The 14,463-nt window shown below is 72.0% G+C and carries 10 protein-coding genes and 1 riboswitch; of the genes, 5 read left to right on the top strand and 5 right to left on the bottom strand.

Translation table 11 applies throughout. The features are described from left to right. Positions 1-20: 20 nt before the first annotated feature. Positions 21-1,670 (bottom strand): NRAMP family divalent metal transporter, encoded by a 1,650-nt coding sequence (locus ACIRVF_RS09600; RefSeq protein ID WP_402815715.1) that lies wholly within the window; start codon positions 1,668-1,670, stop codon positions 21-23. A gap of 344 nt (positions 1,671-2,014) precedes the next feature. Beyond that, a riboswitch (M-box (ykoK) riboswitch) is annotated at positions 2,015-2,192 on the bottom strand. A gap of 194 nt (positions 2,193-2,386) precedes the next feature. Here ACIRVF_RS09600 and ACIRVF_RS09595 point away from each other — a divergent pair. Then, positions 2,387-3,685, top strand: coding sequence for a YhgE/Pip domain-containing protein (locus ACIRVF_RS09595; protein ID WP_402815714.1), 1,299 nt, complete (start codon positions 2,387-2,389; stop codon positions 3,683-3,685). A gap of 62 nt (positions 3,686-3,747) precedes the next feature. Here the strand turns inward: ACIRVF_RS09595 and fdhD are convergent, their stop codons facing one another. Together fdhD and ACIRVF_RS09585 are read right to left on the bottom strand one after the other, a co-directional pair. Further along, a complete protein-coding gene (fdhD, locus tag ACIRVF_RS09590; protein ID WP_402815713.1) occupies positions 3,748-4,602 on the bottom strand; it encodes a formate dehydrogenase accessory sulfurtransferase FdhD in 855 nt (284 codons plus the stop codon). Between the two features lie 257 nt (positions 4,603-4,859). Next, positions 4,860-5,327, bottom strand: coding sequence for a GreA/GreB family elongation factor (locus tag ACIRVF_RS09585; protein ID WP_402815712.1), 468 nt, complete (start codon positions 5,325-5,327; stop codon positions 4,860-4,862). A 150-nt stretch (positions 5,328-5,477) separates the two neighbouring features. Between ACIRVF_RS09585 and ACIRVF_RS09580 the strand changes: the two genes are divergently transcribed. The 4 genes from ACIRVF_RS09580 to ACIRVF_RS09565 are packed head-to-tail and all read left to right on the top strand — an operon-like array spanning position 5,478 to position 13,765. Then, the gene (locus ACIRVF_RS09580; protein ID WP_402815711.1) at positions 5,478-7,082 is read left to right on the top strand and encodes a TIGR02677 family protein; all 1,605 of its coding nucleotides are present in this window, start codon (positions 5,478-5,480) and stop codon (positions 7,080-7,082) included. Beyond that, positions 7,075-8,349: a TIGR02678 family protein gene (locus ACIRVF_RS09575; RefSeq protein ID WP_402815710.1), complete on the top strand. Its 1,275-nt coding sequence runs from the start codon at positions 7,075-7,077 to the stop codon at positions 8,347-8,349. Before ACIRVF_RS09580 ends, ACIRVF_RS09575 begins: the two co-directional genes overlap by 8 nt. Beyond that, on the top strand, positions 8,346-12,461 hold the full coding sequence (locus tag ACIRVF_RS09570; protein ID WP_402815709.1) for a TIGR02680 family protein: 4,116 nt from the start codon (positions 8,346-8,348) through the stop codon (positions 12,459-12,461). Before ACIRVF_RS09575 ends, ACIRVF_RS09570 begins: the two co-directional genes overlap by 4 nt. Continuing rightward, positions 12,380-13,765 (top strand): TIGR02679 family protein, encoded by a 1,386-nt coding sequence (locus ACIRVF_RS09565; protein ID WP_402815708.1) that lies wholly within the window; start codon positions 12,380-12,382, stop codon positions 13,763-13,765. Before ACIRVF_RS09570 ends, ACIRVF_RS09565 begins: the two co-directional genes overlap by 82 nt. A gap of 48 nt (positions 13,766-13,813) precedes the next feature. Here ACIRVF_RS09565 and ACIRVF_RS09560 read toward each other — a convergent pair whose 3' ends face one another. Then, entirely contained in the window at positions 13,814-14,008 is a 195-nt protein-coding gene (locus ACIRVF_RS09560) for a DUF397 domain-containing protein (protein WP_402815707.1), read from the bottom strand. Further along, positions 14,001-14,255 carry a Scr1 family TA system antitoxin-like transcriptional regulator gene (locus tag ACIRVF_RS09555; RefSeq protein ID WP_402815768.1) on the bottom strand — a complete coding sequence of 85 codons (255 nt, stop codon included), beginning with the start codon at positions 14,253-14,255 and terminating at the stop codon, positions 14,001-14,003. The genes ACIRVF_RS09560 and ACIRVF_RS09555 overlap by 8 nt, the downstream gene beginning before the upstream one ends. Positions 14,256-14,463 lie beyond the last annotated feature (208 nt).

Raw genomic sequence — 14,463 nt, 5'->3', positions numbered from 1 at the left:
CGCCGCCCCCGGTGTCCGGGTCAGTGGTTCAGGGCGGTCTGGACGACCTTGATGATGACCATGATCATCGCGATCAGCAGGTAGGAGCGCAGGGCGCCCATGCCGACCTTGCGGGCGGTGGACATGACCGGCTTGTCCAGGGTCTCCAGCGGGGGCATCCGCCAGTTCTCCCGGCCGGTGCGGTCGATCGGATCCTCCTTGGTGCCCTTGCGGCCGAAGGTGAAGAAGTACCCGGCGACCAGGACACCCGCCACGCCACAGCCGGCCATGATCCAGAGCAGGGCCTCGGAGCTGATGTCCGGCCAGACCACGGCGGCGGTCAGGATCAGCGACAGCATCACCAGGATGCCGACCACCGCGGAGGTGAAGGCGTTGGTCTTGGGGCCGTTGCGCCAGGGGCCGAGCACGGCCCTGTCGTTGCAGAGCAGCAGCAGGAAGACGGTCGCGGAGGGCAGCAGCACCCCGGCCAGCACCTGGACGAACTGGGTCATCAGGCCCTGCGCGTAGTCGGTGGAGAGCAGGGTGATGGCGGCGGCCACCACGACCACGCCGGCGTAGATGCCGTAGAAGCCCTTGGCGCCCTTGACGCCGCGGTGCAGCGAGTGCTTGATGCCGAAGACGTCGCCGATCGCGTAGGCGGTCGAGAGGGAGACCGCGAAGGCGCCGATGACCGAGGCGTCCAGCAGGGCGATCGCGAACAGCACGCCGGCCACGTGACCGGCCTTGTCCTCCAGCCCCTTGGCCACGCCGGCCGCGTCGGAGAACTGGCCGAAGCCGTCGGTGCCGGCGAACGCGGCGGCGCAGAAGCCCATCATGGCGGAGGCGCCGATGATCACGATGGCGATGCCGATCCACAGGTCGGCCTTCTCGTACTTCATGAAACGCGGGGTGATGCGCTTGTCGATGACGTAGGACTGCTGGAAGAACAGCTGCCAGGGGGCGACGGTGGTGCCGACGACGGAGACGATCAGCAGCATGACGGTCGCCAGCTCGCCCGAGCCGCCGGGCATGCTGGGGACCACGAAGTCGTGGGCCATCTGCGAGGTCTTGGGGTGGACCATGAAGTAGATCGGCACCAGCAGCAGCGAGCCGACGCACAGCGTCACGGCGACCCGCTCGAAGCGCTGGAAGGAGCCGGTGAAGGCCGACGCGATGATCACCGCGGCCGCCAGGACCACGGAGGCGACCTTCGGCAGGCCCAGGTACCCGGCCGCGAGTGTCACCCCGATGAACTCGGTGACCAGCGTCAGCGCGTTGAGCAGGAAGAGGTCGATGACGCTGAAAGCGCCCCAGAACTTCCCGAACCGCTCCAGGATGAGGCGGGCGTGGCCGACGCCGGTGACGGCGCCCAGGCGCAGCACCATCTCCTGGTTGACGTACAGGACGGGGATCAGCAGGGCCAGCGTCCACAGCAGCTGGGTGCCGTAGTTCTGGCCGGCCTGGCCGTAGGTGGAGAAGGCGCCGGCGTCGTTGTCGCCGACCATCACGATCAGGCCGGGGCCGACGATCGCCAGCAGGGTCCTGAGTCTTGCGCTCAGCCCCTGGCGCGGCGCTTCGTCATCGAGCCGGATGGTGCCGAGGGCGCCCTTGATGTCGCCGACGTGGGCGTCGTCGAGCACCGCCGAACGCGGCTGAGGGGCCTTGGAGTTGAGGGTGACATCGGTGGTCATGGTGTTCCTCCCGTGGGCCCCTGACAGGCGGGGCGGTTGGGGGCGTGCGGCAGTGGTTCCCTGCGTGCGGGCACGGCGCATCGGCGCGCGGCGGTGCGCGCCCGTACGGGCACGGCGGAGACGCGTGCATGGTGAGGTGATGCTGACGTGCCGTCAGTTTGACGCGTGGGGAAGGTCGTTACCGCGTGCCGGAGGTGTACGGGGCGTACGAGGACAGGCGGGGGCAGGGGCTACTGTGGCCCGGACTACTGCAATCCATGTCTCTCGCCCCCTCCCGGTCGGCGCACCCCGTGGTGCGTGTCATCGACGCGGCAAGGAGTTCGCCGGCGCGCGGAACGGCGACCGGTTCACCCCAACTCGTCAGAGCTTTGGCACTCCACGGCGTGTCCAACCCCCCTGGGCCGGAAGCCACTTCGGATCAACCCTTAGGTCGGGAGGATCTGTCCTAACCCTGGGCGTCTCTCGACGTCGTCGGATCAGTGGCCTGTGTCCGTGAAGAAGCCTCACCGAACGAGGTGCCTTCTTCAAACCTCCAGAAGCATAGACCGGCCGGAGCGCAATACTTGCGCAGTTGGTAGAACCTTTACCTTCCGGGTGGGTCCCGGGCGTGCCGCCACCCGGGTGACGCGGGTTTGACCGCCACGCGCCCACGGAACGACTTCCCGCCGTACCCGTAGCGGCACGGCACCGGCCCGTGCCCGGAACCGAGGGGTGGCATGGCGACCACAGGCTCCCAGGGGGCTCCCCGGCAGGCGAGGGCACTGGCGCTCGCCCGGAAGCCGAAACTGTGGCTCTTCCCGAGCATCCTGTGCGCCCTGGTGGCCGTGGTGCTCTCGCTGCTCTACATGGGGGGCATCGTCAACCCGAACGGGAACCTGCACCGGCTGCCGATCGCCCTGGTCAACGCCGACCGGGGTGCGCCGCCGCCCGGGCAGCCGGCGAACTTCGGCACCCAGCTGGCCAGGGCGGTGGTGGCCGGCACACAGGGCGAGACCGTCCACTGGAAGCAGACCGACCGGGCGGGCGCCCAGGACCTGATCTCCTCCGGCAAGGTCTACGCCGCACTCCTCGTCCCCGAGGACTTCACCGCCGCCGTCACCGGGCTGGCCACCGGCGGGGCCACCGAGCGGCCCACCCTCACCGTCCTCACCAACCCGGGCCTGGGCAGCCTCGGCGCCTCGATGGCCTCGCAGATCGCCCAGGGCGCCGCCCACCAGGCCTCGCTCGCCACCGGCAAACAACTCCTGGCCGCCGTACCCGCCTCCAAGGCCTCCGGCCCGGACGGCGGCGCCACCGCGCGGCTGCTGCTCGCCGACCCGTTCGCCGTCACCACCAAGGCCGGACCGATCGGCAGCCACAGCGGACTCGGCCTGAGCGCCTTCTACTACACCCTGCTGTCCGTCCTGAGCGGCTTCATCGGCGGCAACATCATCCACAACGGCGTCGACGGCGCGCTCGGCTACAGCGACAGCGAGATCGGCCCCTGGCACACCCGCCGTCCGACCGTGCCGATCAGCCGCACCCAGACCCTGGTGCTCAAGATGGTGATGACCGCCGGGATCATGCTGCTCACCACCTCCCTGGTGCTGCTCTGCACGGTCGGCATCCTTGGCATGGACGCCCCGCACACGGGGATGCTCTGGCTCTTCGCCTACTGCGCCAGCCTGGCCGTCGGCCTCGGGGTGCAGGCCATCAACGCCGCGTTCGGCGGGATCGGGCAGCTGGTGTCCATGTTCGTCTTCATCGCCCTGGCCCTGCCGTCCTCCGGGGCGACCGTCCCGCTGCAGGCGGTGCCCGGCTTCTACCGCTTCCTCGGCGCCTTCGAGCCGATGCGGCAGCTGAGCGACGGCATCCGGGCGATCCTCTTCTTCGACGCGCGCTCCGACGCCGGGCTGGCCCGCGGCTGGACCATGATCGCCGTCGGCGTCGTGCTGGCCCTGGCCTTCGGCTTCGGGATGACCCGCTACTACGACCGCAAGGGCCTGCACCGCTGGACACCCCAGCCCTCCGACTGACCGGGCCGGCCGACGACGGCCACGGTCGGCCCGGCCCGGCCCGCTACGGTCGGCCCGACCTGCTACTCGCCGTCCCGGGCGGCGTCTTCCGGGCCGGTGTCGATCCGGTCCGTGCGGGTGTAGACGTTCATCGAGTCGCCGCGCAGGAAGCCGACCAGCGTCAGCCCGCTCTCCTCGGCGAGGTCCGCCGCCAGCGAGGAGGGCGCGGAGACGGCGGCGAGCATCGGGATGCCGGCCATCACGGCCTTCTGGACCAGCTCGAAGGAGGCCCGGCCGCTGACCATCAGCACCGTGCCGCGCGCCGGGAGCAGGCCCTCGCGCAGCGCGTGGCCGACCACCTTGTCCACCGCGTTGTGCCGGCCCACGTCCTCGCGCAGGCAGAGCAGCCGGCCCTCGGCGTCGAACAGTCCGGCCGCGTGCAGGCCGCCGGTGCTGTCGAAGACCTTCTGGGCGGCGCGCAGCCGGTCGGGCAGTGCTGAGAGCAGCTCGGGGGTGACCCGCAGCCCGTCCTCGGCGACGCTCCACGGCGCGGTGGTGCGCACCGCGTCCAGGCTGGCCTTGCCGCACAGGCCGCAGGAGGAGGTGGTGTAGAAGTTGCGCTCCAGCGAGGCGTCCGGGGCGGGCACGCCGGGGGCGAGCACCACGTCCACCACGTTGTAGGTGTTGCCGCCGTCGGCGGTGGCCCCGGCGCAGTAGCGGATCCCGGCCAGGTGGTCGGCGGAGTGCAGCACGCCCTCGCTCACCAGGAAGCCGGCCGCCAGGTCGAAGTCGCTGCCGGGGGTGCGCATGGTCACCGTCAGCGGGCGGCCGCCGACCCGGATCTCCATCGGCTCCTCGGCGGCGAGGGTGTCGGGGCGGTGCGAGGGGGTGCCCTGGCGCAGTCGCAGTATCCTGCGCGGAACGGTCACTCGGCCCATCGTCGTCGGCTCCTCGGGGTTCGATCCGGTCGGTACGGATGAATCCTCCCTCCTGCCGACGGTGCGCGGTTCGGGCAGGTGGCGGCGGCAGGTGGCGGGGGCCGGGGGCGGCGACGACCGCCAGGCTGATGACGCCCACCGCGGCCGCGCCGTGGTTCATCGCCCCCGGGCGTCGAAGAGGTGGTTCCCGTGAGCCGACGGGCCGCGCCCGTCGGAGGCCGGGCGAGCACCCCCCGACGGGGAATTCCGCCCGTGGCCTACCGGCCGTTCCCCACCGCCAGCACGACCGCGCTCGCCGCGCCGCCCGGCGTCTCGTAGTTCACCGTCTCCCCGGCTCGGCGGCCCAACAGCGCCTTCCCCAACGGGCTGTCGTAGGTCACCAGGGTCGTTTCCCGCTCCTCCGCCAGCTCCGAGATCTCGACGGTCTCCTCCTCGCCGTCCGAGAACCGCACGGTGACGGTCGAACCCACCCCGATCACCTCGGTCGACGGTGCCCCGGCCACCTCGGCCTCCCGCAGCCGGCCCTCCAGCTCGGCGATCCGCCGGTCCAGCCGCGTCACGTCGGAGGCCCGCTGAAGTTCGTCGGCGGCATCCGCGGAATCACCCGCCGGACCGTCCCCCCGAAGCGTCGCGGCCACCTCCCCCCGCTCCACCCGCAGCTGTGCCAACTCCTCGCGCACCGCGCGCAGCCCCTCGGCACTGATCGGTTCCGGCCCACCGCTCATCACAGGCTCCCGGGTCTCTCACGGGACGTTGAAACACCGGCCGTCTCTCATTACCCCACCCCGCCGCGCCCCCGGCAAATCCTCCGCGAAGTCGCCCCGGTTTCGGTGAACTGGTTCGCGCAGATACGGCCGTCCGGCACAATGGCGCCCATGACCAGCGGCGACGACCCGAGTTCGAGCCCGCGGGACGGCGTCCCGGACCGAGCCGGCGAGAGGTACCGGCCTTTCGCGCACCTCACCACGGAGAGTTGTGAGCTCTACCGACAGGTGATGGGGGTGTTCGTCCGGGCCAAGCAGGAGTTCACCGTTCATCTGCGCCCCGAGGACGTCCACCTGGGTCTTCCGCCGGAGGGCCGGCCGCCGCTGGAAGCGGTCGCCGTCGCACTGGAACGGCTGGCCAGGTGGGGGAACCTGCGGGCTGATCCGGACACCGGCCGGGTTACGGCGCTGGAGGACTTCTACCGGTCCCGGTACATCTACCAGCTCACTCGCGAGGGCGAGGCCGCCGAGGAGGCGCTGGGCGCGTACGACGAGGCGCTCGGCCGGCGTGGTGAGTTGCAGGCGGTCGCCCTCGCCGACATCGTCGTGCAGCTGCGAGCCCTGTTGGCGCTGGCCGACCGGGACGAACCGGACCCGGCCGTGACACACCTCGCGATGCTTGCCCTGGTGGACCGCTTCTCGGGACTGGCCGACAACGCCCGCGCCTTCATGAACTCGCTCCAGCGGACGGTCGACCTTCACGAGGCCGAGGTCGAGGTGTTCCTCGCGTACAAGCAGCGGCTGATCGACTACCTGGAGCGGTTCATCGAGGACCTGGTGACCCGGGGTGCGGAGATCGCCGGGCTGCTGGAGGAACTCGGTACCCAGCAGGACGGGCGGATCGGGCCACTGCTGAGGCTGGCCGCCGAGCGTGAGGCCGCCGACGCCGCACCGGACGTGGCGACCGAGGCACTGGCAGCGGCGGAGCGGCGGTGGTCCGGTCGCTGGGACGGCCTGCGGGCCTGGTTCCTCAGCGTGCCGGGCCGTTCGTCCCAGGCCAAGTTGCTGCGTTCCGCCGCCCGCCAGGCGATTCCCCAACTGCTGGGTGTCATCCAGGCGTTGAACGAGCGTCGGGCCGGCCGTTCGGATCGTTCGGCGGACTTCCGCGAACTCGCCCGATGGTTCGCCGAAGCGCCCGACGACGACAGCCGGCACCGGCTGTGGCGGTCGGCGTTCGGGCTCCATTCAGCCAGGCACCTCACGATCGATCACGAGGCACTCGCAGAGCGCGAGGCCGAGCCGGTGTCCGCTTCCGTGTCCTGGCGGGACGCGCCGGGCGTGCGGATCAGTCCGCAGCTGCGTCGTACCGGCTCGTACGAACGCCGCGGCCGCCGCGCAGCGGTGCAGGACCGCGGCGAGGCCAAGGCGTACCTGGCTGAGCTGGCCCGGAAGCAGGCCGAACAGACGGTGGCGGTTCGGGCCGGGCTGGCGACCCGTGGTGAGGTGCGGCTCGGCGACCTGGAGGTGCTCGACCGGGAGGCGTTCCGGCTGTTCCTGCTGTTGCTCGGTGACGCGTTGTCGGCCTGGCGTCCGGGCGCGGAGTCCGTCTCGACCACCACCAACGACGGGACGATGGAGATCAGACTGACCAGGATTCGCGGTGGCGGGATCGCCGAGATCCGCACACTCGACGGCGTGCTGCGGGGACCGGACCACCTGGTCGAGATCGTCGACCTGGCACGGCACCCCGAGCCGGTGCGGGCCGACCATGAGTGACGACCGTCTGGGCGACGCCCTCGCCGCGCAGCGTGCCGCAGAGGTGCGGCGCGCCGCGCGCGCGTTGTTGCGCCGTCCCCTGCTCCGGGCGGGCGGTTCCCATGCCGACGACTTCCGCCTGGTGCGGCAGTACGCCACAGAACTGCGCACCTGGTTCGAGCGGAACACCGGCTGGGGGCTCCTGGTGGACTCCGAGGTGGCCCGGCTCCGCCGCATTCCCGGTCGGGCCGACGATTCGACGCACCCGGCCAGGGACCAGCGCACCGGCCTGCCGTTCTCGCGACGCCGTTACGTCCTGGTGTGCCTGTGCCTGGCGGTGCTGGAGCGAGCCGAGCAGCAGGTCGCACTGGGGCGGTTGGCCGAGCATGTCGTGCTGGCGGCCGCCGATCCGGCGCTCGATGCCGCCGGCGTCCGGTTCACCCTGTCCGACCGGGAGCAGCGCACCGATCTGGTGGCCGTGGTTCGGCTGCTGCTGGAATGGGGTGTCCTGAGCAAGGTCGCGGGCGACGAGGAGGCCTTCCTGAAATCGGCCGGAGACGCCCTGTACGACGTGGACCGCCGAGTGCTCGCCGTTCTGCTCGTCGCCCGGCGGGGCCCGAGCACCGTTCACGCGGAGGGCTTCGAGGAGCGACTGGCCGAACTCAACGCAGAGGTGCTGCCGGACAGCGACGAGCTGCGGAACCGGGCGTTGAGACACAGCCTGACCCGCCGGTTGCTGGACGACCCGGTGGTGTACGTGGATGGGCTGACCGAGAACGAGAGTGCCTACCTCACCTCGCAGCGTGGCGCGCTCACCCGGCGCATCGGTGAACTCACCGGCCTGGTGCCGGAAGTGAGAGCGGAAGGCCTGGCGATGGTCGACCCCGATGACGACCTGACGGATCTGCGGATGCCGGAGTCGGGCACCGACGGCCACGTGGCGCTGCTGGTGGCCGAGTACCTCGCCGGCAAGGGCGGTACGGTCACGCTGGCCGACCTGCATCAGCAGGTGGCCGACTGGGCGGTGGCGCATGCCGGCTTCTGGCGGCGCAGCGCGACCGTCCCCGGAGCCGAGGCGGAACTGGCCGGACAAGCCGTCGAACGGCTGGTCGCGCTCGGGCTCCTGGCACGTGCGGAGGGCCCGGACGGTGCCGCTTCGGTGCGGCCCAGACCAGCCCTGGAGCGCTACCGGGTCGGCGAGGCAGTGCTGCTGGAACCCGGTCAGAGCGCTGCCCGGAAGAACATGAAGGCGACGCCAGGCCGTACGAAGGGCACGAGGAACCGATGAACACCACCGTCGAGACGCTGCTGCCGCTACCTGGGCGCCTCCGCTGGCAGCCGCTCCGGATCGGGTTGGTCGACCTGTTCTACTACGACCAGGAGGAGTTCCACTTCCGCGACGGTCGGCTGCTCCTGCGCGGCAACAACGGCACGGGCAAGTCCAAGGTGCTCGCCCTGACCCTGCCCTTCCTGCTGGACGGTGACCTGTCCTCGCACCGGGTCGAGCCGGACGCGGACCCCAAGAAGCGGATGGAGTGGAACCTGCTGCTGGGCGGCGAGCACCCGCACTCCGAGCGGCTCGGTTACACCTGGATCGAGTTCGGCCGCCTCGACCCGGACGGTACCGCGCACTACACCACGCTCGGCTGCGGGCTGAAGGCGGTCAGTGGCCGGGGGATCGCCCGCCACTGGTACTTCGTGACCGGGCAACGCATCGGCCCGGAGCTGCGGTTGGTCGATTCCACCGGCGCGGCCGTCGGCCGGGACCGGCTGGCCGAGGCCCTGGGGGAGCGGGGCCTGCTGTACGACTCGGCGCGGGCGTACCGGCGCGCGGTGGACGAGGCGCTGTTCGGCCTGGGCGAGCAGCGGTACGCGGCCCTGGTCGATCTCCTGATCCAGTTGCGCCAGCCCCAGCTGTCCAAGCGGCCCAGCGAGAAGGCACTCTCCCAGGCCCTGACCGAATCGCTGCCGCCGATGGACCAGGCCGTGGTCGCCGACGTGGCCGAGGCCTTCCGCTCGCTGGACGAGGAGAAGGAACAGCTCGCCGTCATGGCGGCCGCTGAGCGCGCCGCGGGGGCCTTCCTCCAGCACTACCGCCGATATGCCCGGGTCGCCGCCCGGCGGAAGGCCCGTGCCCCCCGCGTCCAGCACTCCCGCTACGAGGCGCTTCGCGCCGAACTGAACACCGCTGAACAGGACTTCGAGGCGGCCGGGACCGCACTGGCCGAAGCCGAGACGCGACTGGAGGAACTGGACCGGCGGCGAACCGGGCTGCGTGCCAGGGAAGAGGCCCTCCGGGCCGGTCCGGAGATGCGCAGCGCCCGTGAGCTGGAGCAGGCTGCCGCCCTGGCCGAGCGTACGGCGAAGGACGCCGACCGTGCCGAGGCGGATCGGCTCCGGGCCGAGGGCGACCTGACACGGTTCGCGACCAAGCTGGGCGCAGCGCGATCGCGGACGGAGGCCGCGGAGCGTTCCCGGGACGGCGCACTGGACCGCTCGGGTGCCGCTGCGTCGACGGCCGGGCTGGGGCCGGGGCACGCCGACCGGGTGGCCCTTCCGCTGGCGGCGGGTGAGGCGCCCGAAGCGGTGCAGCGGAGTGCTGCCGATCTCATCGACCGCCGTCAGCGCTCGATCGGCCTGGTCGAGCAGCACCTTGAGACCGCGCAGGACGCGGTTCGGGAGTTGGACCGGACCCGCCGCCGACTGGAGGACGCGGACGGCGACCTGGCTCGTCAGGCGGAGCTGCGGGCCGAGGCCGAGGAGGGCACGGTGCAGGCGGCCCGGGACTACCTCGCTGCCGTCCGCTCGTACTTCGACGCGTGCGCGCTGCTTCGCCCCGACGGCATCGAAGGCGTACTCGATGAACTCGGCCAGTGGAGTGCGACACTGGCCGGTACCGACCCGTCCCGGTCGGCCGCGCAGCAGGCCGCGTCCACGATCGGGGCCGATCTGGCCCGCCGCCGGGTCGCGCTGGAGACCGAGCAGCGGGACGGGGCCGACCACCGCGATCGCCTCCGGGCCGAGCTGGCCGAGCTGCGGGCGGGTGGCCGGCGCGGGCCACAGGCCTCGTACACCCGCTCACCCGGGGCCAGGGAGGGTCGTTCGGGCGCACCGCTGTGGCAACTGATCGATTTCAGGGACGGCCTGGCGCAACGACAGGAGGCCGGTCTGGAAGCCGCCCTGGAAGCCTCGGGCCTGCTGGACGCCTGGGTCGCCCCGGACGGAACGGTGGCAGCCGCTGGTACCTGGGACGTTCTGGCGACCGCCGGTGCGCCGGTGGACGGTTCTTCGCTCGCTGCCGTGCTGCGTCCCGCGGTGGATCGCGCGGACCCGGCGGCAGCCGTGCTGTCCGACGAGCTGCTCCACCGGCTGCTCGGCGGCATCGGACTGCTGCACCCGGACGAGGAAGTGCCCAGCAGCGGCAGCTGGATCGGTCTGGACGGGCGCTTCCGTCTCGGCCCGCTGACCGGGGCCTGGTCGAAGCCTGCCGCCGAGTATCTCGGCGAGGGGGCCCGGGAGCAGGCCCGGCGTGCCCGAATGGCTGCCATCGATACGGAACTCGACCGGATCGCGGCGCAGTTGGAGGACGCATCGGCCCGATCGGAGCGTCTGGAGGCCGAGCTTCGCACCCTGGCGGCAGAACTGGCCGCCCTTCCGGACGACACAGCCCTGCGCGGTGCACACGCCACCGCGGTGGCCGCGCACCGTGAGCATGCCCGGGCCGTCGAGCGCCGCGCAGACGCCGAGCGGGAAGCCGCTGGGGCAGCGGCCGTCGCCGAACAGTCCACTGCCGAACTGCACGGCCTGGCCGAGGAACTCGGCCTGCCGGCCACGGGCGCCGGCCTGCGGGAGGCCCGGGACGACCTCGGTGCCTACCGTGAGGCCCTGGCCGCCCTGTGGCCCGCCGTACGGGAGGCCCGCGCCGCCCGCAGCGCACTGGCGGCGGAGGAGGCCGACCACGGCCGCGCTGCGGAACACGCCGCCGAGCTGGCCGAGCGCGCCCGCGACGCGGCGCGCGAAGCCGTCACGGCGGGAGAGCGCCATGAGACGCTCGCCGCCACCGTCGGTGCCGCCGTTGCCGAGCTGCAGCGCCAACTCGCCGAAGTGAAGGCCGCATCGCGGGCCTGTGAGGAGGACGAGCGGGCCACCCGCCGGGCGCAGAACGACGCGACCGGTCGCCGGGCCGCCGCGGATGCCCTCCGTGACCGGGTCCGTACCGAGATCGAGGACACCGCCCGTACCCGTGCCGAGGCGATCGAAGCGTTGCGCCGCTTCGCCGCCACCGGCTTGCTCGCCGTCGCCCTGCCCGACCTGGCCGCCGGACATGCCGCTGACTCCTGGGCCCCTGAGCCGGCGGTCCGCCTGGCCCGGGCCGTCGAGCGCGAGCTGGAGTCCGTCGACGACGCCGATCCGGCGTGGGAACGCGTCCAGCGCCGGATCACCGAGGAGCTCAAGGACCTCTCCGACGCCCTCGCCCGCCACGGCCACACCGCGACGGCCCGGATGCTGGAGGAGGGGCTGGTCGTCGACATCGTGTTCCAGGGGCGTGAGCGCTCGGTTCCCGAGCTGGCCGCCGCTCTGACCACCGAGGTCGCCGACCGGCAGCAGCTGCTCTCCGCCCGGGAGCAGGAGATCCTGGAGAACCACCTGATCACCGAGGTCGCCGGGACCCTCCAGGAGCTGGTCAGCGCCGCCGAGCAACAGGTCCTGCGCATGAACGGGGAACTCACCGGCCGTCCGACCAGCACCGGCATGCTGCTGCGGCTCGTCTGGAAGCTCGCCCGCAACGCTCCCGCCGGCCTCGCCGCCGCGCGCGAACGTCTCCTGCGTCAGTCCTCCGACGCCTGGACGGCCGCTGACCGGGCCGCGCTCGGCGAGTTCCTCCAGGCGCAGATCGAGCGGGCCCGCACCGACAATCCGTCCGGGACCTGGCTGGAGCACCTCACTGCGGCCCTCGACTACCGGTCCTGGCACGAGTTCGGCATCGAACGTCACCAGCACGGCAAGTGGCAGTCCGCCACCGGCCCGGCCTCCGGCGGTGAACGGGTACTCTCCGTCTCGCTCCCGTTGTTCGCCGCGGCCTCCTCGCACTACGCCTCGGCCGGGAACCCGCACGCGCCGCGTCTGGTCACCCTGGACGAGGCCTTCGCCGGTGTGGACGACGACTCGCGCGCCAAGTCGCTCGGCCTGCTGGCCGCCTTCGACCTGGACGTGGTGATGACGTCCGAACGCGAATGGGGCTGCTACCCGCAGGTGCCGGGCCTGGCCATCGCCCAGCTCTCCCGGGTCGACGAGATCGCCGCCGTCCTGGTCACCCGATGGGAGTGGGACGGTCACCGGCGTGCGCGGGTGGCCGACGGCGAGGTGCCCGGTCCACGGCAGGGGAGCGTGTTCTCCTGATCACGGACCTTCCCCGGCTTCGACGCCTGATCGGCTCCCCCGAACTCACCTGGCTGCTCGACCGCGCCCGCCGCCGGATGGAGGCGGGGCAGTCGCTCGACGGCACGGTCACCCTCAGCGGTGCTGCCGACGCCGAACGGGCCGCCGTGGCCCGGCTCCTGGGTCGCGCGCCTCGGCCGGGTCGTTCGTTGTCCGTGTCGTTGGCCGCCGTCGACCGGGTGCTGCGTGCCAGCGGCGCCAGCCCGGACGGCCTGGCCGCTGCGGTCGTCGCGCTCACCGGACCGGTCGTCCCGCGCCAGCAGACGGCCGATCGACTGGCGCGGGCCTGGGACAGTGCCTTCGGCCCGCTGGCCGCCACGGTGGCCGCCCGGCCCGAACTCGCCGGCTGGTACTCCTCCCTTCACGCCACCGGCCTGGTCCGGCGCCTGGCGTCCCACCCCGAGGCGGCGACGCCCCTGCTCGCGGACCTGGCCCGCCTGTTGCCGCACCTGCCCGTGTCGCCGCCGCGCTCGCTCAGCACTTTCGCCGCCGAACACGTCGGCAGCGCCCACGCGTTGGACCACGGCCCGCTCGCGACCCTCACCCTGGACGCCATCCGGGCCCTCACCGGAGCCCCGCCAGGCGACGGAGCCCAGGCGCGACGCGACACCTGGGCGGCGGCAGGGCTCCTGCTCGACGAACTCTCCTCGCAGGTCCTCACCCTCAATCTCCCCGGGGACCCCGACACTGCCACCGGGCAAGCCCTCGATGCGCTCGGGGCGGTCGGACAGCCGGCCGTCCTGACCCTCCGGCAACTCGTCCGCGACCCTCCCCGCCCGCGGCACGGCGGTACGGCGTACGTGTGCGAGAACCCGGCCGTCGTGCTGGCCGCCGCCGACCGGCTCGGCCCCGACTGCGCCCCCCTGGTCTGCCTCCAGGGCCAGCCCAGTACGGCCGCCCTGCGACTGCTGAGGCACTACGCCGAGGCCGGATGGACGTTCCGCTACCACGGCGACTTCGACTGGGGTGGCCTCAGGATCGCCACCCGCCTGCTCGCCCACGTCCCCTGGATCCCGTGGCGCTACACGGTCGCCGACTACCGAAGCGCCCGGGACACCCATCCCGACACCGCGCCCCTCACCGGAACTCCCACGGACGCCCCCTGGGACCCGGCCCTGGGCCCGGCACTGCTCGCCTCCGGCCGACGCATCGAGGAGGAGCTGGTCCTGGACGACCTGCTCGCCGACCTGGCGTCCCCGGCTGCTACCGCACGGGGACGCGGGCCCGTTGGTCCTTCAGCGTCTGCTGCGGGAGGACCGGGCTGAGGAAGCTGCTGGGCGTGCCGTGCCAGGAGACGGAGAGGGCCTGCGGCGTCAGCTGGCGTGGTGGTCGAACTCGCCTGCCTTGGCAGCTCGGAGGAACACGGCGAACCTGCCCGGGGCGGTGCGGACTATGACCTCGCCGTCGTCGGACTCGCGTAGCTCGACCAGTCCGCTGGTCTGACGCACTTCGACGCAGTTGTCGCTCGCACCGGAGTAGCTGGACTTCTGCCACGGAGAACTATTCACGCTTGCCTTCCATTTCCTTCTTGATGGATGCGATGAACTCTCGGGTCTCCTCCTCCGAGAGGGCGCGAGACTCGAACCGGGCGAGCAGGGATCGGAACCTGGCCATGTGTGCTGGGGCGTCGAAGATCCGGGCGCCAAGGCTCGTGTCCACCTGCGCCCTATCCAGCTCGGGGATCACTCCCTCGGCGCAGGTGAAGTTCTCGCTGGAGCTTGGCATCGCACCGACATCGAACGGGACTACTCGGATTCTTCGCCTGGAGTCCTACCACTCCGAGAGCTATTGATCCCCGCAAGCCAGTGACCTGCGGGTTTGTCACGAAAGTGCCACTGACCAGGCAAAACGACCTTCACGGCTGGACACCGGTCGCGAAGGAACTGCTACCGGGGCATCTCGCGGCGAAGGCGGAAGACATGATCCTCGGCCGCTGGACCGAGATCGATCTCCCGTACGGCGC

Source organism: Kitasatospora sp. NPDC101157 (assembly GCF_044768255.1).
Taxonomy (GTDB): Bacteria; Actinomycetota; Actinomycetes; order Streptomycetales; family Streptomycetaceae; genus Kitasatospora.
This window is presented reverse-complemented; position numbering and strand designations above follow the sequence as displayed.

Coding starts and splice junctions, on each gene's coding strand:
- ACIRVF_RS09600 (WP_402815715.1), bottom strand. CDS start 1,670: ATGACCACCGATGTCACCCTCAACTCCAAGGCCCCTCAGCCGCGTTCG.
- ACIRVF_RS09595 (WP_402815714.1), top strand. CDS start 2,387: ATGGCGACCACAGGCTCCCAGGGGGCTCCCCGGCAGGCGAGGGCACTG.
- fdhD (WP_402815713.1), bottom strand. CDS start 4,602: ATGGGCCGAGTGACCGTTCCGCGCAGGATACTGCGACTGCGCCAGGGC.
- ACIRVF_RS09585 (WP_402815712.1), bottom strand. CDS start 5,327: ATGAGCGGTGGGCCGGAACCGATCAGTGCCGAGGGGCTGCGCGCGGTG.
- ACIRVF_RS09580 (WP_402815711.1), top strand. CDS start 5,478: ATGACCAGCGGCGACGACCCGAGTTCGAGCCCGCGGGACGGCGTCCCG.
- ACIRVF_RS09575 (WP_402815710.1), top strand. CDS start 7,075: ATGAGTGACGACCGTCTGGGCGACGCCCTCGCCGCGCAGCGTGCCGCA.
- ACIRVF_RS09570 (WP_402815709.1), top strand. CDS start 8,346: ATGAACACCACCGTCGAGACGCTGCTGCCGCTACCTGGGCGCCTCCGC.
- ACIRVF_RS09565 (WP_402815708.1), top strand. CDS start 12,380: ATGGGAGTGGGACGGTCACCGGCGTGCGCGGGTGGCCGACGGCGAGGT.